The sequence below is a fragment of the Streptomyces sp. NPDC092370 genome (genome assembly GCF_044755265.1).
GTDB lineage: Bacteria > Actinomycetota > Actinomycetes > Streptomycetales > Streptomycetaceae > Streptomyces.
Window position 1 is genome coordinate 272,528 of record NZ_JBIVQO010000011.1, and the last position, 20,401, is coordinate 292,928.

Annotated in this window: 15 protein-coding genes and 6 pseudogenes; 14 read left to right on the forward strand and 7 right to left on the reverse strand. The window is 70.9% G+C overall.

The annotated features are described in order from the left end of the window. Positions 1-151 precede the first annotated feature (151 nt). Positions 152-2,848: a LuxR C-terminal-related transcriptional regulator gene (locus ACIQHQ_RS29560; protein ID WP_402617416.1), complete on the reverse strand. Its 2,697-nt coding sequence runs from the start codon at positions 2,846-2,848 to the stop codon at positions 152-154. 647 nt (positions 2,849-3,495) lie between these two features. Here ACIQHQ_RS29560 and ACIQHQ_RS29565 point away from each other — a divergent pair. From ACIQHQ_RS29565 to ACIQHQ_RS29580, 4 genes are all read left to right on the forward strand, one after another. Then, positions 3,496-4,452, forward strand: a complete 957-nt coding sequence (locus ACIQHQ_RS29565) for a GlxA family transcriptional regulator (RefSeq protein ID WP_402617419.1) — start codon at positions 3,496-3,498, stop codon at positions 4,450-4,452. Positions 4,453-4,561: 109 nt separating this feature from the next. Then, a complete protein-coding gene (gap, locus tag ACIQHQ_RS29570; RefSeq protein ID WP_402617422.1) occupies positions 4,562-5,560 on the forward strand; it encodes a type I glyceraldehyde-3-phosphate dehydrogenase in 999 nt (332 codons plus the stop codon). Positions 5,561-5,829: 269 nt separating this feature from the next. Then, positions 5,830-6,033, forward strand: a complete 204-nt coding sequence (locus ACIQHQ_RS29575) for a cold-shock protein (RefSeq protein WP_107458844.1) — start codon at positions 5,830-5,832, stop codon at positions 6,031-6,033. A gap of 143 nt (positions 6,034-6,176) precedes the next feature. After that, a complete protein-coding gene (locus tag ACIQHQ_RS29580) occupies positions 6,177-6,683 on the forward strand; it encodes a hypothetical protein (protein WP_402617425.1) in 507 nt (168 codons plus the stop codon). Positions 6,684-6,803: 120 nt separating this feature from the next. On the opposite strand, the gene ACIQHQ_RS29585 is transcribed toward ACIQHQ_RS29580, so the two are convergent. Continuing rightward, positions 6,804-7,715 (reverse strand): MerR family transcriptional regulator, encoded by a 912-nt coding sequence (locus tag ACIQHQ_RS29585; RefSeq protein WP_402617427.1) that lies wholly within the window; start codon positions 7,713-7,715, stop codon positions 6,804-6,806. Positions 7,716-7,918: 203 nt separating this feature from the next. Between ACIQHQ_RS29585 and ACIQHQ_RS29590 the strand changes: the two genes are divergently transcribed. Next, on the forward strand, positions 7,919-8,119 hold the full coding sequence (locus tag ACIQHQ_RS29590; protein ID WP_402617430.1) for an aminoglycoside adenylyltransferase domain-containing protein: 201 nt from the start codon (positions 7,919-7,921) through the stop codon (positions 8,117-8,119). Positions 8,120-8,655: 536 nt separating this feature from the next. On the opposite strand, the gene ACIQHQ_RS29595 is transcribed toward ACIQHQ_RS29590, so the two are convergent. Further along, complete coding sequence (locus tag ACIQHQ_RS29595; RefSeq protein WP_402617433.1) at positions 8,656-9,222, reverse strand: DUF6328 family protein; 567 nt, start codon at positions 9,220-9,222, stop codon at positions 8,656-8,658. Between the two features lie 336 nt (positions 9,223-9,558). On the opposite strand from ACIQHQ_RS29595, the gene ACIQHQ_RS29600 reads away from it, so the two are divergent. The 4 genes from ACIQHQ_RS29600 to ACIQHQ_RS29615 all read left to right on the forward strand — a co-directional run bounded on the left by ACIQHQ_RS29600 (position 9,559) and on the right by ACIQHQ_RS29615 (position 14,308). Continuing rightward, complete coding sequence (locus ACIQHQ_RS29600; protein WP_402617436.1) at positions 9,559-10,605, forward strand: glucose 1-dehydrogenase; 1,047 nt, start codon at positions 9,559-9,561, stop codon at positions 10,603-10,605. Between the two features lie 34 nt (positions 10,606-10,639). Next, positions 10,640-11,149 carry a gluconokinase gene (locus ACIQHQ_RS29605; protein ID WP_402617439.1) on the forward strand — a complete coding sequence of 170 codons (510 nt, stop codon included), beginning with the start codon at positions 10,640-10,642 and terminating at the stop codon, positions 11,147-11,149. Positions 11,150-11,774: 625 nt separating this feature from the next. After that, complete coding sequence (locus ACIQHQ_RS29610) at positions 11,775-12,053, forward strand: hypothetical protein (protein ID WP_402617482.1); 279 nt, start codon at positions 11,775-11,777, stop codon at positions 12,051-12,053. Between the two features lie 464 nt (positions 12,054-12,517). After that, positions 12,518-14,308, forward strand: a complete 1,791-nt coding sequence (locus ACIQHQ_RS29615) for a protein kinase (protein ID WP_402617441.1) — start codon at positions 12,518-12,520, stop codon at positions 14,306-14,308. 100 nt (positions 14,309-14,408) lie between these two features. Here the strand turns inward: ACIQHQ_RS29615 and ACIQHQ_RS29620 are convergent. The 3 genes and pseudogenes from ACIQHQ_RS29620 to ACIQHQ_RS29630 all read right to left on the reverse strand — a co-directional run. Next, positions 14,409-14,653: pseudogene (locus ACIQHQ_RS29620) on the reverse strand (FAD-dependent monooxygenase); the annotation flags it as partial. Between the two features lie 2 nt (positions 14,654-14,655). After that, a pseudogene (locus ACIQHQ_RS29625) lies at positions 14,656-14,810 on the reverse strand (IS5/IS1182 family transposase); the annotation flags it as partial. A gap of 266 nt (positions 14,811-15,076) precedes the next feature. Next, positions 15,077-15,574 carry a peptidylprolyl isomerase gene (locus tag ACIQHQ_RS29630; RefSeq protein ID WP_389971741.1) on the reverse strand — a complete coding sequence of 166 codons (498 nt, stop codon included), beginning with the start codon at positions 15,572-15,574 and terminating at the stop codon, positions 15,077-15,079. 444 nt (positions 15,575-16,018) lie between these two features. Between ACIQHQ_RS29630 and ACIQHQ_RS29635 the strand changes: the two are divergent. Further along, positions 16,019-16,327, forward strand: a pseudogene (locus ACIQHQ_RS29635) (pyridoxamine 5'-phosphate oxidase family protein); the annotation flags it as partial. Positions 16,328-16,690: 363 nt separating this feature from the next. Continuing rightward, a pseudogene (locus ACIQHQ_RS29640) lies at positions 16,691-16,993 on the forward strand (flavodoxin domain-containing protein); the annotation flags it as partial. A gap of 39 nt (positions 16,994-17,032) precedes the next feature. On the opposite strand, the pseudogene ACIQHQ_RS29645 reads toward ACIQHQ_RS29640, so the two are convergent. Further along, positions 17,033-17,266: pseudogene (locus ACIQHQ_RS29645) on the reverse strand (STAS domain-containing protein); the annotation flags it as partial. 227 nt (positions 17,267-17,493) lie between these two features. On the opposite strand from ACIQHQ_RS29645, the gene ACIQHQ_RS29650 reads away from it, so the two are divergent. The 3 genes and pseudogenes from ACIQHQ_RS29650 to ACIQHQ_RS29660 all read left to right on the forward strand — a co-directional run bounded on the left by ACIQHQ_RS29650 (position 17,494) and on the right by ACIQHQ_RS29660 (position 20,209). Continuing rightward, entirely contained in the window at positions 17,494-18,567 is a 1,074-nt protein-coding gene (locus ACIQHQ_RS29650; protein ID WP_402617443.1) for a zinc-dependent alcohol dehydrogenase family protein, read from the forward strand. Positions 18,568-18,782: 215 nt separating this feature from the next. Further along, positions 18,783-19,082, forward strand: a pseudogene (locus tag ACIQHQ_RS29655) (zinc-dependent alcohol dehydrogenase); the annotation flags it as partial. A gap of 5 nt (positions 19,083-19,087) precedes the next feature. Next, entirely contained in the window at positions 19,088-20,209 is a 1,122-nt protein-coding gene (locus ACIQHQ_RS29660; protein ID WP_402617446.1) for a universal stress protein, read from the forward strand. Positions 20,210-20,401: the final 192 nt, after the last annotated feature.

A 20,401-nucleotide genomic window follows, 5' to 3' on the forward strand; every position in this document is an offset into this window, starting at 1 on the left:
CGCATACAGAGGGGTGACGGACTGGATGGCGGTCACCGGTGCCGGTTCTGCCGACGGCGGAGAGGGCGGACGTCGGCCTCCCGCCTCAGCCGAGGTTCTTGCCCATCCGCCGCGGCCTGTGTGGCTGTGCGGCCCCCGCACCGCCACGTCATCACAGCATGCGAAGGTCCCGTGCGCGGCGCACCGCTTCGCCCCGCCGGTTCACTGCCAGTTTTCGGTAGATGCTCTTGAGGTGGGTCTTCACCGTGTTCACCGACAGGCAGAGGTCGGCGGCGATCTCCTCCGTCGACATCATCCGGGCCACACGCTCAAGGACATCCTGCTCGCGTGCGCTCAGCTCCACCGCGACGAGCGGCGCGGGCCGCGGCTGTGGCCCCGTCGGCTTGCCGCGCAGTGACGGAGCGGGCGTCAGCCAGCCTGCCGCCAGATCGCGCAGCGGACCCGTGGCCATGAGAGGCCGGATCCATGCCTCGCCATCCAGGAACGGACGCCTCAACCGCTCACGCCGGGCGTCGAGGAGCGCCCGTGCCAGAAGCTTGCGGGCGGTGGCTGTGTCTCCGGCCGCGTCGGCGGCCCGAGCCCTCACCAACGAAGCCCCCACTGTCAGCGCCGGGCCGGTCCGTTCCTCCGCGTGGAGGCTGTCCAGGAGGTCGAGGGCTGCCGCGGGACGTCGCGCGGCGAGCTGGATCGACGCGGCCTGCACAGCGCACACGGGCTGGTCGACGGAGACCGACTGAAGCGCCTCGGCGGCTCGGTCCGCCCGCCCCTCGCTCAGGTGGGCGGCCGCGGAGACGAGCGCTTCCTGGCTTGTCGCCCACGGGGAGGCCACGGCGGCGGGGACGGCCGGGTCGGCCGCCTCGACAGCGGCGCGCATCTTCCCCCTGGCCATGAGGAGGCGCGCCGCGGCGAGGGCTCGCGCCGCGGCCGTCACCGGATCACGTGTGCTCGAGGGGAGAGCGGCCGCTTCGTCGATGAGAACTTGAGCCCGGTCCAGTTCGTCGCGGTCGACTGCCACGGCGGCCAGGACGAGCCGTCCGATCCCCGATCCGGAAGGCTGGTGAGAACCGGGCCGGTCAGTCTCGGACAGTGCGGCCAGTGCCTTGCGCTCCGCCCTGCCGGGCCAGCCGTTGAGATAGTCGAGCAGGGCCAGGTGTCCCATGGCCTCCTCCCGGGGCGCCACGGTGGATGCTCCGCCGGGAGTTCCGACCACGGTGGTCAGGACGGCACGAGCGTCCTCGAAACGCCCGGCCCACAGGAGCGTCGAGCCGACGTGGGTCAGCAGCAGGGCGGTGAGTTCGGGATGCTTGTCCAGCAGATGAGCCGGTACCTCCTGCCGTAGTTCAGCGGCCGACTCGGCGGCCTTCTCCACCTGCGGCGGGCATCCGGTCAGCCGGGCGGCCAGGGCCTCCAGCAGTGCACAGCTCAGCCGGGCGGCCGCCCCATCGCGGGTGCCACCGGCAAGCTGCTCCTGGACGTGGTGCAGACGGACCAGGCCGTGACCGAGGTCGTGGCGGGACAGGTCGTGGGCTGCACGCACGAGGTCCGTGGCCGGGCTCTTGACCTCGGCCCCCATGGGGGAGAACAACTGCGCCAGGTCGTGCGAGCTCGGCCCGGTGAAGAGTCGTCCGATCGCCAGGTCGTCCACGAGGGCACCGGCCGCGAGATCCCAGTCGTCCGCGGCGGCACTGTGGGCGAGTGTCTCCGGCAGGTGGCCGTGGCGACGCAGCCACTGCGCGGCCCGCCTGTGAAGTTCCGGCTCCAGACCGGGCAGGCGAACGCGCAGGTGTGCCCGCAGTATCTCCGCGAACAACGGGTGGAGCTGGTACCACGCGTGCTCGAGACCTTCGACGAACGCGTTTCGGCGGTGCAGTCCGGTGAGAATCGGTTCGGCATCGGTACGGCGGGTCAGCGCATTGGCCAGATCGGGACAGAAGCGCTCCAGGACGCTGACGCGCAGCAAGAGGTCCTGTGCCTCCTGGGTCTGCCCCTTGAGGACCTCGGCCAGCAGGAAGTCCGCGACCGTGCTGCGGTCCGCTTCGAACTCTTTGAGATAGCGCTCGGGGTCGGAGCTGTCTCTGGCGGCCAGGGCGGACAGGCTCAGACCGGCCGCCCAGCCCCGGGTGCGGTCCACCAGGTTCCGCGCTGCCTGGATCGGAACGTCCACGCCGTGCAACTCGAGCAGGGTGGCGGCCTCTTCGGGAGTGAAGGCCAACTCCGCGGAGCGGATCTCCGTCAGGTCGCCGGCCGCCCGGTGGCGGTGCAACGGGAGCAGCGGCTCGGTGCGGCTGACCAGGACGAGGCGCAGGCCCGGGCCGGCGTGGTGCAGGACGAACTCCAACTGCTCCGCGACCTTCGCATCGGTCACACGGTCGTACTCGTCGAGCACGAGGAGCACGGGCCGGTCTCGGACGTTCAGCTCCGCGGCAAGCGAGGACAGGAGCCTGTCGCCCACCCCGGAGGCGTTGTCGGGGGTCCCGACCGCGTCGGATGCCGGCGCACCACAGGCGCGCAGGGCCTGCAGAACGTAGGCCCAGAACACTCCGGGACGGTGGTCGCCGCCATCGAAGGTGACCCAGGCGACCGGCGGGACCACCCCGGAGACCCAATCGGCGGCCAGCAGGGTTTTACCGGCTCCGGCCGGGCCGTTGAGCAGGGTCAGCGGGGTCCTGAGCGCTTGGTCGAGGTGGTCGACGAGTCGCTGTCGCCGCAGGTACGTCTGGGGCCTCGCGGGGAGGGCGAACCGGGTGCGAAGAAGCGGATCGCCCAGAGGATCGGTGGGCGACAGCGCCGGAACAATGGGAACCGCGGATCCTTGAGCACTCGCATGGATGTCCGCCACGGTGCTCATCACCCCTGTCCGGTCAGGGCCACGTCATGGGCAGCGCTTCCTTCCTCAGCATCCCAGCCTTCGTGTGCAGGCGCATGTCAGACCGAGCCATCGACCCGCTGACCTGCGGGTGCGTGCGGGGTCCGCTCCGGGAACCTCTTGACAGGGCCGTGCCGGACGAGGCGATGCATCGGGAGCCCTGCGCCGTCGGTCGGGAAGAGCCGGTCCCGTTTCATCCGCCGTGCTGATGTGGCCGTCACCGGCGTCGACGAACGCCGGACCGGCCCGTCGCCACAGGCGGCTGTCCGGCGAGGAGGCGGCCGTCGTCGGAAGTGTTCGGCCGGGCGAACACCCCCGGCACATGTGAGCGGACCGGGGCCGGCACAGCCGCGCACGGCAAAGCGAAGTGCTCCGGCCCACCGCACGGTCTGGCGCGAAAGGACCGCAAGGTTGGCTGCCCGTGCCGGGTAACGGCAGGGAGTCCCCAGGCGGCATGCGGGAGTGAGGACGCTGAATGACGTCGTCGCCGGCCAGGTCAATCGGTCCGGCGACCGGACGCAGCCGGCGGGAAGCCCTCGCACCTGGGGTGGAACCGGCGGCGGACCGCACCGTGAAGTCGGCCCGGGCGGTGAGCGTCAGGACGTCACGTCCCACGTAGCCTCTTTCCCATGCCGGCCTCCCGACTGCATCGTGTCGCTGTCCTTGTGCTCGAGGGCGCCAAGCCGCTCGATGTCGGTATTCCCGCGCAGGTGTTCACGACCCGCGCGAGCATGCCGTACGAGGTGCGGGTGTGCGGTGCGACACCCGGTCTCGTGACCGGCGGCGATGGCCTGTCCTACTCCGTCGCCCACGGCCTGGACGCGTTGGCGTGGGCCGACATCGTCTTCGTCCCCGGCTACCGGCACCCGGACCGCGAGGACCCGCCGCGCGCCGTCGTGGACGCACTGATCGCCGCCCATGCGCGGGGCGCGCGGCTCGCCGCCATCTCGACGGGGGCCTTCGCTCTCGCCGCCACGGGCCTGCTCGACGGCAGGCGCGCCACGACGCACTGGCACTACGCGCGAGCGCTCATGGCCAGGCATCCGCTCGTCCAGGTCGACGAGAACGTCCTGTTCGTCGACGAGGGCAGTGTGCTCACCTCGGCCGGCGCCGCCTCGGGCATCGACCTGTGCCTGCACGTCCTGCGCGGCGACCTGGGGGTCGCCGCGTCCAATCACGCGGCGCGCCGTCTGGTGGCCGCCCCCTACCGCAGCGGCGGCCAGGCGCAGTACGTTCCGCGCAGCGTCCCCGAGCCACTCGGTGAGCGCTTCGGCGCCACCCGTGAGTGGGCGCTGCACCGACTCGGCGAGCCCCTTTCCCTCGACGTACTGGCGCGGCAGGCCGGGGTGTCGGCGCGTACGTTCTCCCGGCGCTTCGTCGAGGAGACCGGCTACACCCCGATGCAGTGGGTGATGCGTGCCCGCATCGACCTGGCCCGCGAACTGCTGGAGCGCTCCGAGCGCAGCGTCGAACAGATCGCCACCGACGTCGGGCTCGGTACGGGGGCGAACCTGCGCCTGCACTTCCAGCGCATCCTGGGCACCACCCCGAGCGAGTACCGGCGCACCTTCACCCGGGGCGAGTAGCGGCTGTCGCGGGCTCGTGTGGCGGGATCCTTTTGAACCGTGGCGATCACGCCACTGTCGGCGGCGCGAACCGCGGGCGAGCCTGGTGGCGAAGGAAGGGAGAACACTCATGACTCGCATCGCCATCAACGGATTCGGCCGCATCGGACGCAATGTGCTGCGCGCCCTGCTGGAGCGCGACAGCTCCCTCGAGGTCGTCGCCGTCAACGACCTCACCGAGCCCGCCACGCTCGCCCGGCTGCTTGCCTACGACAGCACGGCCGGCCGGCTCGGGCGTCCGGTGACCGTCGAGGGGGACACCCTCGTCGTCGACGGCCGCCGGATCACGGTGCTGGCCGAGCGCGAACCGGCTCAGCTGCCCTGGGCCGAACTCGGCGTCGACATCGTCCTGGAAGCCACGGGCCGCTTCACCTCGGCGAAGGCCGCTCGCGCCCATCTCGACGCGGGTGCGAAGAAGGTGCTCGTCAGCGCGCCCTCGGACGGTGCCGACGTCACCCTCGCCTTCGGGGTCAACAGCGACGCCTACGACCCGGAGTTGCACACGATCGTCTCGAACGCCTCCTGCACCACCAACGCGCTCGCCCCGCTGGCCAAGGTGCTCGACGACCTCGCCGGTATCGAGCACGGGTTCATGACGACGGTGCACGCCTACACGCAGGAGCAGAACCTGCAGGACGGTCCGCACCGCGACGCCCGTCGCGCCCGGGCCGCCGGCGTCAACATCGTGCCGACCACGACCGGCGCCGCCAAGGCGATCGGCCTGGTGCTGCCGAACCTCGACGGCAAGCTGTCGGGCGACTCGATCCGTGTGCCGGTGCCGGTGGGCTCGATCGTCGAACTCAACACGACGGTCGCCCGCGACGTGACCCGCGAAGACGTGCTCGCGGCCTACCGAGCCGCGGCGCAGGGGCCGCTCGCCGGGATCCTGGAGTACTCCGACGACCCGCTCGTCTCCTCCGACATCGTGGGCAACCCCGCCTCGTCGATCTTCGATTCGGCTCTCACCCGCGTCGACGGCCGCCACGTGAAGGTGGTCGCCTGGTACGACAACGAGTGGGGCTTCTCGAACCGGGTGATCGACACGCTGCAGTTCCTCGCCACCCGCTGACCGGACGCCGGCATCGGCCTGAGCTGACGTCGAATCACGCCGGATGTCCGACGGATGCTCCAGCAGTCGGTCCAGCGCGGACGGGCCCCGCCGCCCGTCTTCCTCACCCCGGAGCACCGCGCGCGGGAGTCGGGTTTGGCTTGAGGTGTGTCGTCGGTCGGATAAGCAGGGTGATCGGGGGTAGAACGGCTTCTGGCTCGTGCAGTTGCAGAGCTGGGGCACGCCCGCGGTGAAGGGCTGCTCCCTGGTATGAACGAAGGATCGATGGTATGGCCAGCGGCACCGTGAAGTGGTTCAACTCTGAGAAGGGCTTCGGCTTCATCGCACAGGACGGCGGGGGCCCGGACGTCTTCGCGCACTACTCCGAGATCCAGGGCAACGGGTACCGCGAGCTGACCGAGGGCGAGCACGTGACCTTCGACATCGGCCAGGGACAGAAGGGGCCGCAGGCGCAGAACATCGTCCGCGGCTGAGCGGGCACCACAGGCGCGGAGTGAGGCGGCTGCCGGACCGGCGGCCGCCTCACTCGTGTCGCGTCGCGCCGGCGCGGCAGAACCCTCACAACGACCGCACAGCCGAACTGCAGGCCCTCATCGAGGCCATGGAGAAGATGTAGATGTCCTACCTCGACTTCTACGCCCATGTCGCCGCCCACGCCGACGTCCTGGGCGTGGGTATCGGCGCGCAGCCCGCCGAGTGGGAGAACAAGCTCGGCGCCGACTGCCTCGACACCGAGGACGGAAGCCTGCTGCGCCGGGACTACGGGCTCGTGGAGCTGTCGTTCCAGGAGGAGGGCGGCGCCTGGCCCTGCTTCGGGGTGAGCGTGCAGGCGCACCGCCTGCGGTGGGACACCGAGTCGTCCGTACCGACGGCCCTGCGCGGCGTGTACGGCGAATTCGCCCCCTCGACGCGCTTCGAGGACCTGGCCGCCGCGATCGCCGGACTCGGCTGCTCGATCGAACCCGAACCGGGCGAGGCCGGTACGGCCGGCGGCATCCACCGCTACCGGGTGCCCGAGTCAGGCGTGCGGATCTTCGTACGCGCTGACGAAGACGCCCCAGGGTCAGCGGGCGAGGTCTGGAGCCTCGGTGTGTCTCCCGCGTGGTGGCGCGAGTCGGGCTGATCAGGCACCTCGGGGCCGCCGCGCCATCATTCGGGCGGCTCACCCTTGCCGAGTGGCCGGTTCCGAGGTCTGCCCGACCTCGGAACCGGCTGCCCCGGTGGTTGGGCAGTGACCGCTCGGTCAGGCTTGGTCTGCGGCGCGCAGGGCCCGCGCCAGCCACTCCAGTTCCTCGGTCGCGTCGGGTGACGCGTACTGTCCGCGGACGCGGGCGACGAGCGTGCGGTAGCGCTCCGCTTCCGCCGCGATCCCGGCGTCCAGGCTGCGCAGCACGGCGGCCCGGTCGGCGTCCCCGAACAGCTCGGACAGCACGCCGGCCGCCTCCGGTCCCTCCGGCGACGCTCCGCGTTCTCTGACCTCCGCGACGGTCTGCACGACCTGCCTGGCCCACCAGATGGACGCGCCGGGGGGACGACCCTGCCCCGGGGCGGGCGTGTTGAGGTCCATCCAGGCCCGCAACCGGGCGCGGAAGCCGGGATCCTGTACCAGTTCGGCCAGTTCGATCCAGGCGTCGACCTGGTCAGGTGTGGGATCGTCGGGCAATTCGATGCTGACGGCGCGTATGCGGTCGCGCAAACGCGGCTCGATGTCGAGGCCGCCGAACACCTCCTCCTTGAACTCGTCGACGAATTGTTTGCGTTCGGCTGCGGACAGCCGGGCCAACCGGTTCATCAATGCCGTCTCCTCAGCGGTCGAACCACGTGTCGCCACGGTGGACAGAACGGCCCGGCTCACCTTGAGGGAGCGGATCTGCGCGTCGAGTGCCGCCACGTGCGCGTCGGCGATCTCGGCGACCGTGGTCCGGCCGCTCAGTACCCGGCACACGTCGTCGAGCCCGAGGCCCAGCTCCCGCAGGGTGCGGACCAGTTCGACGCGGGCCACGGACGTGGCGTCGTACAACCGGTAGCCGCTCGCGGAGCGGGCCACGGGTGGTACCGCTCCATGGTCCGACCAGAAGCGCAGGGTCCGCACCGGAAGTCCGGTGCGGTTCGCGAGCCGGCCGATGGTCAGTACCTCGGGGCGTTCATCGTCCATGGGTGAGATCCTGGACCTTCCAGCCACTGGAGACTCAAGTGCCTCGATGCGAGAGGCCGTGGGTTCGCCGCGACTCGCTGATGCCGCGCAGTCCGCCGGACGGCAGGAGACGCGGACGAAGTGAATCATGTTCAGGAGATCGTGCGGCTGGTCCCGGCGCAGGTCTCGACCCGGTTCCGCGGACCGACCCGGTCCGGGCGGGCGTGGCGGGCATCCCCGGCCTGCTCGAGGACCTGGACGGCGACACCCGCGACGTCCTGCTGACCTTCGCTCGCATACGGACCACTCTCGCCACCGGCCGGATCAAGCCGAAGGACGCCGCCGACCGGGCCCTCGCCCGGCTCCCGCCCGAGCACCGCCCAGCCCTCGAACACGCCGGGCAGCCCCGTCTCACCTGCCCCTGACTCGAGGAGAGCTGGAGTGATGCTTGCGGGCGCAGGCGCGTCCGCTCGTGGACCGCGTGCTCGCCGAGATCGACCGGCTCGTCGACCCGGCCCGGCCGGAGTCCCCGAGCGGCGACGACACCCCGTAGCCCGCACAGTCGCGATCCGGTCGCGAGCAGCGGGAACGTCGAGGGCGGGCCGCTTGGTCCTGGCAGGCCGGGGGAGAGGCGCCCGTTCAGCCGGGGTCCCGCGGGTCCCTGTGCGCCCGCCTGGTCCGCCGAACGGCGGTGACTGCGCCGAGCACCGTACCGACGGCGACGATCGTCAGTCCGCGCAGCCACACCCGGTCCTCGATCTGCGTGCGAGCACGGCACAGGACGCGATGCCCAGCACCGGCAGCGCGGTCGGGGTGAAGAAGCGGTCGGCTTCACGCGGGCCCCGGCGCAGGGCCGGCACCGCCGTGTCGACCATGAGGAAGACGGCCGGCAGCCCGGGCGAGGCACGGCCCCGTCACGGCATCCGGTCAGAGAACCTCGCCGTCTGGAGCCCCGAGGGTGTCACGCCCCGTCGGGCCGGGAGCGCCGAGCGGCGCGGCGACGCAGACGCAGCGGCAGCGCGTACCAGCACAGGGCGAACCACAGCATGACCCCGCCGGTGAGCACCTCGGCGAGGACGCCGGGAACGACGACACGGAGGATCAGCAGGAGGGTGCAGCCGATGGTCAGTGCGAGCAGGACCATGCCGCACATCATCAAGCGGCCGGCGGCTTCCACCACTTCGTCCTTCATGCGCTGGCCGGACAGGAAGCGGTGGATGGAGACGGGTGCTATGAGCGATCCCGTGGCCGCCGCGCCGAGCACCACGGTCGTGACGTAGATGACGCGATCGAACGTCTCCAGCTCCCGGAACAGCGGGGTGAAAGCCACACTGAGCAGGAACCCGAAGAGGATCTGCACGCCCGTCTGGGTGACCCGTGTCTCCTGAAGGATCTCGTTCCACCGCCGGTTGACCCGTTCACGAGCTGTTTCCGCATCGGCGCCGGGGCCAGAGCCGTGGGTGTTGTGGCATGAGCTGCAGGCGGTGTCCCGTCCCGGAAGCTGAACCGGCTGCTCCGTCATGGTCATGGCATCCTCCATATTCCAGGAGAACCGCTTGCCCTGCCCGGAGCCCTTTCATGCAGGTCGGGGCATGGACGGGGACGGTCTGCTCGTGGCCAGGAGATGAGAGGTCACGCGCCCGCTACCGGCACCGGCCGGGCCGGGCCGCCGACGGTGAAATCCGGGTAATCCTCGGTGTGTGCCACCGTCACCGGGGCCGATGGGCCACTCGGCCCTGATCGAAGGTGACACCTTCGTGTTTCCGGTGCCGCCCGGCAGGTACTGAAACCCTCTGAGAGGGACAGACGGCCAGACAGCGGCGCCTCGCCATCCTGCGCCGCCCGAGACAGGACGAGGTGGGCGATGCGTGCAGTGACGGTGCGGCCCGGCGCCAAGGACTCCGTAGAGGTGAGGGAGGTGCCCGACCCCGTCCCGGCTGCCGGAGACCTGCTGGTGGACGCCCTGGCGGTGGGGGTGTGCGGGACGGACAAGGAGATCGTCCGGGGCGAGTACGGTGCGGCCCCACCAGGCGGTGAGCGGCTGATCCTGGGGCACGAGTCCCTCGGACGGGTGCGGCAGGCACCACCCGGAAGCGACTTCTCGGCCGGTGACCTTGTCGCCGGGGTGGTGCGCCGCCCGGACCCCGAGCCGTGCGGGGCATGTGCCCGTGGGGAGTTCGACATGTGCCGCAACGGCCGCTACACCGAACGCGGCATCAAGGAGCTCGACGGCTACGGGGCCGAGGCGTGGCGCGTGGAGGCCGACTACGCGGTGAAGCTGGAGCCGCATCTGGACCGCGTCGGTGTGCTCATGGAGCCGACCACCGTGGTGGCGAAGGCGTGGGAACAGGTGGAGCGGGTCGGCGCCCGTTCGTGGTTCGAGCCACAACGCGTCCTGGTGACCGGCGCCGGGCCCATCGGCCTGCTCGCCGCCCTCCTGGGCATCCAGCGGGGCTTGGAAGTGCATGTGCTGGACCGCGTCACCGAGGGCCCCAAGCCCGGCCTGGTCCGGGACATGGGCGCCACGTACCACGCCGAGGACATCGAGAAGGTCATCTCCGCCGTCTGCCCGGACGTCGTCATCGAAGCGACCGGCGCGAACGAGCCCGTGCTCGCCTCGCTGACCGGCACCGCCGCCTACGGAGTGGTGTGTCTGACCGGTGTGTCGCCCTCCGGCCGCAGGGCGACCGTGGACGCCGGTGCCGTGAACAGGGAGATCGTGCTGCAGAACGACGCGGTGGTGGGCTCGGTCAACGCCAACCTGCGCCACTACCGACTGGCCGCCGACGCCCTGTCCGGGGCAGATCCGGCATGGCTCGAGCGCGTGATCACCCGGCGGGTACCGCTGGAACGGGCGGCGGAGGCGTTCAGGGAGCAACCGGACGACGTGAAGGTAGTCATCGAGTTCTAGACCGCGCAGACGAGATTCGAAGGGAAGGTTCTGCATGTCGTACGACTGTGCTCCCTTGGTTGTGGTCATGGGCGTGTCAGGCTCGGGGAAGACCACGGTGGGCCGGTCGCTGGCCCGCCGTCTGGGTGTTCCGTACGCCGAGGGGGACGACTTCCACCCCCCGCGCAACGTGGCGAAGATGCGAGCCGGCCACCCTCTGGACGACGAGGACCGCCGCCCCTGGCTGGAAGAGATCGCACGATGGCTCGCCGGCCATGCGGACAGCGGAGGGGTAGTGACCTGCTCGGCGCTGAAGCGGCGCTACCGTGACCGGCTGGTCTCCGCCGCGCCGCGCACCTTCTTCCTGCATCTCGACGGCTCGCCCGAGCTGATCGCCGGACGGATCACCGCCAGGAAGGGCCACTTCATGGCGCCCGAGCTGCTGCGCAGCCAGTTCGCCGACCTCGAACCGATGGGAGAGGACGAAGCGGGGGCGGCCATCCCGATCGACGGTACGCCGGAGGAGACCGCCGCCCTCGCACACGCAGCCGTCACTTCTGCCTGAAGCGGTTGCTCCGCGGAGTTGGGCGGCGGGGTCCCAGAGCCCTGTGTGCCGCCACTGCGGTCAGCAGGGGACCATAAGGCCGGTGCGGTCGGGTATCCGACCGCACCGGCCGTCCGGTTGATCTCCGGCCGTTCGGCCCGGACTTCCCCCCGACGCGGATCGGTCGACGACCGTCGGCTACGACGAGGGCACCGAAACCGTCGGCATCACCTTCCTGGCCGGCACTCCGTGATCGCCCGTTCTGCCACGCGATCGCGGACCAAGGCGGCGGTGTGGGTGTGCGCGAACCGTGCGGGCCGCTGTGACGGCCCGCACGGCCACCGCCGGCGGCCGGATCGCTCTGCCTGTTACTGCCAGACGTACCAACGGCAGTGGTCTCGGCCGGAGTCGTCCCACACCTGTTCGCTCGTTGTATCGCGCCGATTGCCGCACAGTGGATCTCGTGCCGCACCGAACGCCTGATGAGGGCGGCTGAAGCGCATCAATGCCCGCCTGCCGCGCTCTTCGCGGGCCGAACACCCGGCTCGTTCGCCGGGCGTGAAGGTGTCCCGTGCTGTCACGCCGGTTCGTGCACATGAGGGCGTTCAGCGCCGCCGACCGTCCTTCGTCGACCGAGGAGGTGTTCATGTCCACCGAGTCTCCCGAGTCACCCGTCCATCCTCCCGAGGGAGCGGCGTCCGTCCCGTTGCGGCGCACGTTCATCGCGACCACCTCCGCCGTCGGCGGTGCGGTCGTGACGGGCGGCCTGACAGCGGGGCCGTCCGTGTTCGGCGCCGAGCCCGCGGCTGCCGCCGAAGCGCCGCCCGGCAGCAAGGTCTCCTTGACCGTGAACGGCAAGCGGCACACCGTCAGGTCGACAACCGGACCTCGCTGCTGGACCTGCTGCGCGAACACCTGGGGCTGACCGGTTCGAAGGTCGTGGCGAAGGCCCCGGCGGGGCGGGGAGAAACGGTCCTGGTGGCTGGGCCAGTTGGTGGAGGCGGCACCACGCGGCGTGCAACTCGCCCTGCCAGTCGTCCGCCACCGCAAGCGCGACGATCTCCCGGGGCGTACGCCCGCCGAGCCGCCGTGACCAGTTTCCGAGGTGCCGCCTCCACCAACTGGCCCAGCCACGGAAGTGGTGTCAGCATCACGGCCCTCTGGTCCGGCCGGTCCGAGCAGGGCTCCCACCATGTCGCGCTGGGAGCCGACGCCGACGGCGAATTCTTCCTGCAAGCGCTGCGTAGGGCAGTCGCGGCGGCAGAACAAGGCTGAACCACATCAAGACGCCACTGCCCGGTCAGTCCTGCATGGCCCGCGCCACCCCCTGCCTTCGGAGCCACTCACCTGCGCGGGGCCGTGTCACCGCCGTCCCGTAGGCTCCCGGCCATGAACGACGGGGAATCCGGCAGACGGGTCATAGACGGGCGCTTCGAACTGCAGGCGCGGCTCGGCGGTGGCGGCATGGGCATGGTGTGGCGGGCTCGCGATCTCATCCTCGACCGAGCCGTGGCGCTCAAAGAGGTACGGCCGTCCGATCCGGGTCTTGCCGAGTACGACCCGCAGGCCGCGGCGATGCTCCGGGCCCGGGTGTTGCGAGAGGCACGGGCCCTCGCGCGTGTCGACCATCCCAACGTGGTGACCATTCACCACGTGGTGGACGGCGAGGAACACGCCTACCCCTGGATCGTCATGGAGCTGGTGACCGGCGGATCGCTCCAGGACCGACTGGACAAGGGGCCACTGGCGCCCGCCGAGGCCGCCCGGCTCGGCCGCGAAGTGCTGGCCGCGCTGCGCGCCGCGCACGACGTCGGCATCCAGCACCGGGACGTGAAACCCGCCAACGTCCTGATGCGGCCCGACGGGCGTCCCGTCCTCACCGACTTCGGCATCGCGGCCATCAGGGAGTCGACCGTCCTGACCGTGACCGGGTCCATCATCGGCACGCCCGACTACATGGCACCCGAGCGCATCTCCGGCGGTGACGGCGGTCCGGGCTCCGACCTGTGGTCGCTGGCGATGATGCTGTACGTCGCGGTCGAAGGGCATCACCCGCTGCGCAGGGGAACCACCCTCGCGACGCTGGCGGCTGTCCTGAGCGAGGAGCTTCCGCCGCCCCTCCGGGCCGGAGCACTGACCGGCTTCCTGAACGCCGTGCTCGTCAAAGACCCGGCCGGACGACCGGACGCGGAGAACGCCGACCGGATGCTCGCGGACGCGGCGCAGGGCGGCAACGCGGCGCAGGGCGGCAACGCGGCGCCGGGTGCTCCGGCCGGGGCGGGTGCGACCACCTCGTACCACCTGGCGCCCGCGCCGGGGCAGACCCTCACACCTTCCGTGCCGCCCGGCTTCGGACCGGCTTCGGGCTTCGGGCCACCGACCGGCTTCGGACCGGCGGGACCGCGCGACGCCGTGCCCGGCCCTCTCGGCCCGCCGGCCCCCTACCCGGCGGGCCCCACACGGCCTACCTCGTATCCGGCGACCCCCACACGGCAGACGCCGCCGCCAGGAGGCAGCCGTGCGAAGAGCCGTGTCGCGATCGCCTCGTCCGTCATCGGGACCGTGCTGGCGGGAGTCCTCGTGTGGAGCCTGCAACCGGACGGCGGCGACAACGAAGGCGGAAAGTCAGCCGACCAACCCGGTTCGGCCTCGACCGGGGCGAAGGACCCGACGCCCACACCGCCGCAGGCGTCCCGTTCGGCGCCGGCGTCCCAAACCGGCGAGAAGACCGATCTGCTCACCCCGGACGGCATCCGGACGGCGGTGAAGGAGATCGAAGCCGCAACAGGCACGGACCGCGCGTGCGACCTCACCGTCTATCCGGGCTACGTGTCCGCGGACATCATGGTCGAGGGAAGCGACACCCGGTACGACAGCTACACCTACCGCCCGGGACGGGGCGTCGAGAAGGGCATCATCAGCAGCTCGCTGAGCGGCGGCGAACGCCCGTTCAGCCTGAACGCCTTCGACTGGGACGTCCTTCCCTCCCTGCTGAAGCGGGCGGAGAAGGACCTGAACGTGAAGCGGCCGACCACCCGTTACGTCCTGGCCCGCCCTGCCGACGACACGTTCGGTACCCCGCTGGAACTGGCCGTCTATCTCGCCGACGAACACGTCACCGGCTATCTGAGCGCCGACGTGAAGGGCAAGGTGACCCGCGTGATGCCGGCCCAGGACTGAGGCGTGCGGACGGCCTCACAACCGCCCGCCACGTACTTGACCGCCATACCCGCCATGGTGCCGTCGGGCACGGACAGCGAGCTGCGGCTGCTTGCCCCTACCGCACGGTGCCGGCCGGGAGGGAGCCGAGCAGGACCTGTCGCAGATCGCCGCGCTGCGCCTCGGGGCGACCGCCGGTGCTGTCGTCGGCTTGGTCGAGCAGGACGGTCCCTTCCGGTCGAGGACCCGCAGCGTCCGGCGGCCCTCCAGGACGATGGCATGGAACTCGTCCATCGATCCGGCTGGGTTGAGAGCGAGTTGACCGTGGTAGTCGTGGACGTCGAGCAATTCGCCCTGGGCGCGCGCCTCGTGGAATCGACGCTGACCATGCTCGGTGGATCCGGCCTTCGGTATCGGCGTCCGCCTGGACGGCCCGCAGGATTGTCTCCCACGTGCCGTGCGCCGGCCACCTCCGGTGACGGTCTCTAACCGTCTTCCCCTTACCGAACCGGGGCGACAGGTCCGGGAACCACCGGTGGGCTGTGGCCCGTAGGGCCAGAACGAAGGGGCGACAGCCGTCACGAGCAACCCGGCGGGCGCCCCGAAGATGCTTGCCGCCAGGGCGTCACGGTCCCTGTACCGACGACGGCCGCCGCCCCTGCGGCGCAGAGGGAGCGGGCGTGACCCACCCGCTCGAACAACTGCCGCTGTTCCAGCCCGCACGAGACGCTCAACGATCCCCACGACGCCAGGACGGCCGAACAGCGGGCTGGAGACGGCCTCTTGCGGTCAGAGAGTCCCGCAGTCGGCGATGGTGATGGTGGCCGAGGTACGGCCGGACCGTGAGCCGTAGCTCTCGATCTTCCGCACGAGCTCCATGCTGCTCTCGTCGGCGACCTCACCGAAGACGACGTGCTTGCCGTCGAGCCACGACGTCACGATCGTGGTGATGAAGAACTGCGAGCCGTTGGTGTTCGGGCCGGCGTTGGCCATGGAGAGCTGGCCGGGCTTGGTGTGCTTGAGCGTGAAGTTCTCGTCGGCGAACTTCTCGCCGTAGATGCTCTTGCCGCCCGTGCCGTCGCCGCGGGTGAAGTCACCGCCCTGGAGCATGAACTCCGGGATGACGCGGTGGAAGGACGAGCCCTTGTAGCCGAAGCCCTTCTCGCCGGTCGCCAGCGCGCGGAAGTTCTCCACGGTCTTGGGGGCGACGTCGTCGAACAGGTTCATGTTGATCCGGCCGGCGGGAACGTCGTCGATGGTGATGTCAAAGAAAACCTTGATAGTCATGCCCCCATCTTGACATCCGGCACCCTGCGGAACCGTCCCGGGCACCCCGGGCGCCTTCCCCGGGGCGCTGCCAGAAGCCGCGACGGTCTGGTCTTCTGCCGGATGGTCGAGGCATCGCCGGCGTGGTCGTCGCCCTCACCACCGGCACGCCGGCCTCCTCCGCGGCCCTGCTCGGCTTCGGAATCGGCTCGGTGATCGACGACGGGCGCCGCGCTCGTCAGGAACCTCCGGCGTTGTGCTTCGGCGACGACGAAGGCCGACGAGCAGGCGCGGACCAAGGCGGGGTACGCACCGGGCGTCACTGATGTCATGAGCCGCTCCTTCCGTCGGCCGGGACCTGTAGCCGGTGACGCGGGGACCGATCGGCCCTGGTTCGGTCATGCCGCTCACCCGAGGATGAGGACACGCACTATCAGGAGCATCGGGTGAGAGACGAGACGGCAGATGTACTCCAACGACGGATTCCGTGAACTGAACCGGCAGGAGTGCCTGCGCCTTCTGGCCGGGGTGCCCGTGGGGCGCATCGTGTTCATTCGGCAGGCACTGCCTGCCGTGCTCCCCGTGAATTTCCGCCTGGCCGACGACGGGGCGGTTCTGCTGTGCACCTCGGCGACGTCCGAGCTGGCGAGCGCCATCGCGGGAGCGGTGGTGGCCTTCGAGGCCGACTAGTTCGACAGGCACACCCGCGCGGGCTGGAGTGTCGTGGTCACCGGCACCGAGGTCGTGCCCGCAGGGCCGGTGCCCGTACTCCGTGACGCCGCACGCAAGGCCTCCGCGCTCGTCCTGGGCTCCGCGGTCGTGGGAGCACCGCGGAACTGCTGCTGGGCTCGGTCGGCCTGGCCGTTGCCGGGCGGGCCGACGGTCCGGTGCCCTGTGGCTGATGTCGCGCAGCATCGACGTCTTGTCACCGGGGATGTGGTCATGCTCGCCGGCCGGCTGGAACGCCGGAGCGAGAAGGGGTTCGCCGCCATGACCTGGCAGCTCGGCGGGGTGGTCTCGGTCCTCGACCGGCTCACCTGGCGTCCGGACGACACACGTCCTCGGCCGGACGAGCAGACACTGCACGGCGCGGCCGACGGCCGGCTGCGCGCGAATTGTGAGAGGAGGCGGACCGTCATGACGAAGAACGTGCTGGTCGCGTACGGAACGACGAACGGATCCACTGCGGAGATCGCCGAGTTCGTCGCCGAGGTTCTGCGCAGGGACGGACTGAGGGCCGAGGCTCTCCCGGCCCGTTCCGTGACCGGTGTGGCGTCGTACGACGCCGTGGTGGTCGGCGGAGGCTTGTACGCCGGCCGCTGGCACAAGGACGCCCGCCGTTTCGTGCGGCGCCACCGCAAGACACTGAGCGAACGCCCGCTGTGGTTGTTCAGCAGCGGGCCGCTCGACCCTTCGGCCTCGGAGCCGCAGAACTCGCCGCAGTGACGGGCTGTCGCTGACCAGGCGCAGCCGCCCGCGCCGCGCCAACACGCGGTTGCGCACCCGGCACAGCACTCCCAGTCCCGCGCAGTCGATGAAGGACACCAGGCGCAGATCCAATACCAGGTCGACGCCGGGGCCGCCCGTCAGCGCGTCGAGACGCGTTCTCAGTGCCTGCGCCGTGGACAGGTCGATCTCGCCGGTCAGCGTCGCGACGTCTGCCCTTCGCTCCGGCGGCTGCGGGAGGACGGACCTGCTGGAGATGTCAGCCATGGTCAGAGCAAAGCCGGGCGGCCGGGACGTGCGGTAGGGCCGTTCGGTCCCGCCCGCGAGGCCGGTGGGACCCTCGCGGCGCGAGGCAGGGGCATCGCGTCGTGGATGCGCCCCTGTGCCGGTCGGCGGTGGGGCCGACCGGCACAGGCGCGTCACACCGATCCGGTACAAGCTGGAAGTGCGGTGAAATCCGGTCGACTCGCCCGCGCCAGGAAGGTGGGAACGCCATGAAGGCCTACGTTTTCCACGGCCCCGGACAGTCCGCCTGGGAGGACATCCCGGACCCCGCTGTCGAGGAGGCGACCGACGCGATCGTGCGCGTCGACGCGGTCACCATCTGCGGTACGGATCTGCACATTCTCAAGGGCGACGTTCCGGAGGTGAGGCCGGGGACGGTGCTGGGGCACGAGGCGGTCGGTGAAATCGTCGACGTCGGCGACGACGTGCGCACGGTGCGGCCGGGCGACCGGGTGCTGGTCTCCTGCATCACCGCCTGCGGCCGCTGCCGCTACTGCCGCGAGAGCAGGTACGGCCAGTGCCGGGGCGGCGGGGGCTGGATCCTCGGCCACCTGATCGACGGCACCCAGGCCGAGTACGTCCGCGTGCCCCACGCCGACCTCTCCGTGCATGCCCTGCCCAGCACCCTGGCCGGCAAGGACGCCGTGCTGCTGGCCGACATCTTTCCGACTTCCTACGAGGTCGGGGTGCTGAACGGACACGTCCGGCCCGGTGACACCGTCGCCGTCGTCGGCGCCGGTCCCATCGGGCTCGCCGCCGTCGCCACGGCCCGGCTGTTCGCACCGGAACGGATCGTCACCGTGGATCTGGCCCCCGCGCGGCTGGACGCGGCCCGGCAGCTCGGTGCGGACGCGGTGGCCGATGCCCGGGAGGACCCTGAGCAACTGGTCGCGGACCTCACCGACGGGCTCGGCGCGGACGTGGTCGTCGAGGCGGTCGGTGTCCCGGAGGCCTTCGAACTCTGCACCCGCCTGGTGCGACCCGGCGGACACGTGGCCAACGTCGGTGTGCACGGCAAGCCCGCGACCCTGCACCTGGAAGACCTGTGGATCAAGAATGTCACCATCACCACGGGTCTGGTGGACACCAATTCCACGCCCACCCTGCTCCGGATGGCGGTCGCCGGCCGCCTGCCCACCGGACAGTTGGTCACACACACCTTCCCCCTGAGCCGCATGGAGGAGGCGTACGACGTCTTCGCCCGGGCCGCCGACACCGGGGCGCTCAAGGTCGTGCTGGGTGAGGAGCAGCACGAGGAAGTCGTCCCCTACCGGGCGGCATGACGAAGGAGAGGGGTGACGGACCATGACCGATCCGGCCTCGTCGAACGCCGTCGAAGGGCGCCCGATGGGCGACCTCGGACGTCGGATCACCCAGCGGCGCACGGAACTCGGCCTCAGCCGGCAGGAGACGGCCGCACTGGCCGGCATGGCACCGGCCTACCTCCAGCGAAGGCGGCTGGCGCTGGGTTCACGGCGAGGGCGAGAGCGACGTGGGCGCCGCCGCAGCGGTCAACTCCGGCCTCCGGCGCGGTGGGAAGCTCGTCATGGTGGCCCTGCCGGCGCAGGGCACCGTCCGGCTCCCGATCTTCGACACGGTACTCAACGGCACCTCGGTGATCGGTTCCATCGTCGGCATCCGGCAGGACCTCGCCGAGGTCTTTCAGCTCCACGCGGCGGGCCGGACGAAGGTCATCAGCGAGACCCGGCCGCTCGCGGCGGTCAACGAGTGCATCGACGCGGTGCTGCGCGGCCAGGTCAAGGCCCGGATCGTCTTCGACCTCGGAACCGGAGGGTGAGGACCGTGGACCTCCCCCTGGTCGTCGGTGTCGACGGGTCGGAACCGAGTCTGCGGGCCCTCGACTGGGCCGCCGACGAGGCCGCCTTGCACGGCGTGCCCCTGCGGGTGGTCTACGCCTGTCTTGTCGTCGGCGTGTCCGACGCTCCCACGAGGGCGGTGCGCGTCGCCTATGAGGAGGCGCGGCGTCGCAAGGCCGTACTGGAGGCCGTGCGGACCTGGCGTCGCCCTTCACACGAAACGGTCGATCACCCGCTGCTCACCGGCTCGTCCGAGCTCCTGCACGAGGAACGCGCCGCCAAGGAACTGGACGCCGCCCTCGCCGACGCCCCGCCGGACGTGACCCTGCACCGGCGCACCGCCGAGGGGCACGCCCGGCATGTGCTGCTCGCCGCCTCGCAGGAGGAGCGACGGGAGGAGACACGCGATGTCGTGTCGTTCCTGCTGCGACCGTCCGACGGCGAGCCCGCACCGCCCGCCCGCGCCGGACAATACGTCAGCGTCCGGCTCCGCATGCCCGACGGCGTCCACCAGATCCGCCAGTACAGCCTGTCGAACGCCCCCGGCGAACAGATGCGGCGTATCACCGTCAAGCGAGTGGAGGCCGTGGCCGGGGCCCCGGAGGGCGAGGTGTCCAACCAACTGCACGGCAGCGTCCGTACAGGAGACGAACTCACCCTCTCCGCCCCGTTCGGCGACGTCGTCCTCGACGACACCGACACCCCGCTGCTGCTGATCTCGGCGGGCATCGGCTGCACGCCCATGACCGGCATGCTGGCACACCTCGCGGCCGGCGGCGACACTCGCCCGGTGCACGTGCTCCACGCCGACCGCTCCCCGGCCGACCACGCCCTGCGCGCGGAAACCCATCGACTGGTCGGCCAACTGCCGGATGCCCGGGCCCGATTCTGGTACGAGAGGGACGCCGCCGACGAACCCGGTGCCCGCACGGGCCTGATGGACCTGGCCGCGCCGGGCCTGCCGGAGAACGCCGATGTCTATCTGTGCGGCCCCGTGCCCTTCATGCGGGCGATACGCTCCCAGCTCCTCCGGGCCGGCATCCCCGCCCGGCACATCAGGTACGAGGTCTTCGGCCCCGACCTGTGGCTGGCTCACGCGGAAGACTGAGGCCCTCACGGCCCCACACCCGCCGGGACACGCCCCTGCCTCCCCGGTTGTCCAGCAGGCCGGACGAAAGCATGCAGGATCGTCCTCACCCCGGCCGCCTAGCTGTTCTGCCCGGGGAGGTTGTGGACAGGTGAGCCAGGTCTCGGTTGAGGGATCTTGAACAGGTGAGGGCCTTCCGGGTTCGGTGTGGAT

What these genes read in the sequence shown, in the direction of transcription:
- ACIQHQ_RS29560 (WP_402617416.1), bottom strand. Translation starts at nt 2,848, where the DNA reads ATGAGCACCGTGGCGGACATCCATGCGAGTGCTCAAGGATCCGCGGTT.
- ACIQHQ_RS29565 (WP_402617419.1), top strand. Translation starts at nt 3,496, where the DNA reads ATGCCGGCCTCCCGACTGCATCGTGTCGCTGTCCTTGTGCTCGAGGGC.
- gap (WP_402617422.1), top strand. Translation starts at nt 4,562, where the DNA reads ATGACTCGCATCGCCATCAACGGATTCGGCCGCATCGGACGCAATGTG.
- ACIQHQ_RS29575 (WP_107458844.1), top strand. Translation starts at nt 5,830, where the DNA reads ATGGCCAGCGGCACCGTGAAGTGGTTCAACTCTGAGAAGGGCTTCGGC.
- ACIQHQ_RS29580 (WP_402617425.1), top strand. Translation starts at nt 6,177, where the DNA reads ATGTCCTACCTCGACTTCTACGCCCATGTCGCCGCCCACGCCGACGTC.
- ACIQHQ_RS29585 (WP_402617427.1), bottom strand. Translation starts at nt 7,715, where the DNA reads ATGGACGATGAACGCCCCGAGGTACTGACCATCGGCCGGCTCGCGAAC.
- ACIQHQ_RS29595 (WP_402617433.1), bottom strand. Translation starts at nt 9,222, where the DNA reads ATGACCATGACGGAGCAGCCGGTTCAGCTTCCGGGACGGGACACCGCC.
- ACIQHQ_RS29600 (WP_402617436.1), top strand. Translation starts at nt 9,559, where the DNA reads ATGCGTGCAGTGACGGTGCGGCCCGGCGCCAAGGACTCCGTAGAGGTG.
- ACIQHQ_RS29605 (WP_402617439.1), top strand. Translation starts at nt 10,640, where the DNA reads ATGTCGTACGACTGTGCTCCCTTGGTTGTGGTCATGGGCGTGTCAGGC.
- ACIQHQ_RS29610 (WP_402617482.1), top strand. Translation starts at nt 11,775, where the DNA reads ATGTCCACCGAGTCTCCCGAGTCACCCGTCCATCCTCCCGAGGGAGCG.
- ACIQHQ_RS29615 (WP_402617441.1), top strand. Translation starts at nt 12,518, where the DNA reads ATGAACGACGGGGAATCCGGCAGACGGGTCATAGACGGGCGCTTCGAA.
- ACIQHQ_RS29630 (WP_389971741.1), bottom strand. Translation starts at nt 15,574, where the DNA reads ATGACTATCAAGGTTTTCTTTGACATCACCATCGACGACGTTCCCGCC.
- ACIQHQ_RS29650 (WP_402617443.1), top strand. Translation starts at nt 17,494, where the DNA reads ATGAAGGCCTACGTTTTCCACGGCCCCGGACAGTCCGCCTGGGAGGAC.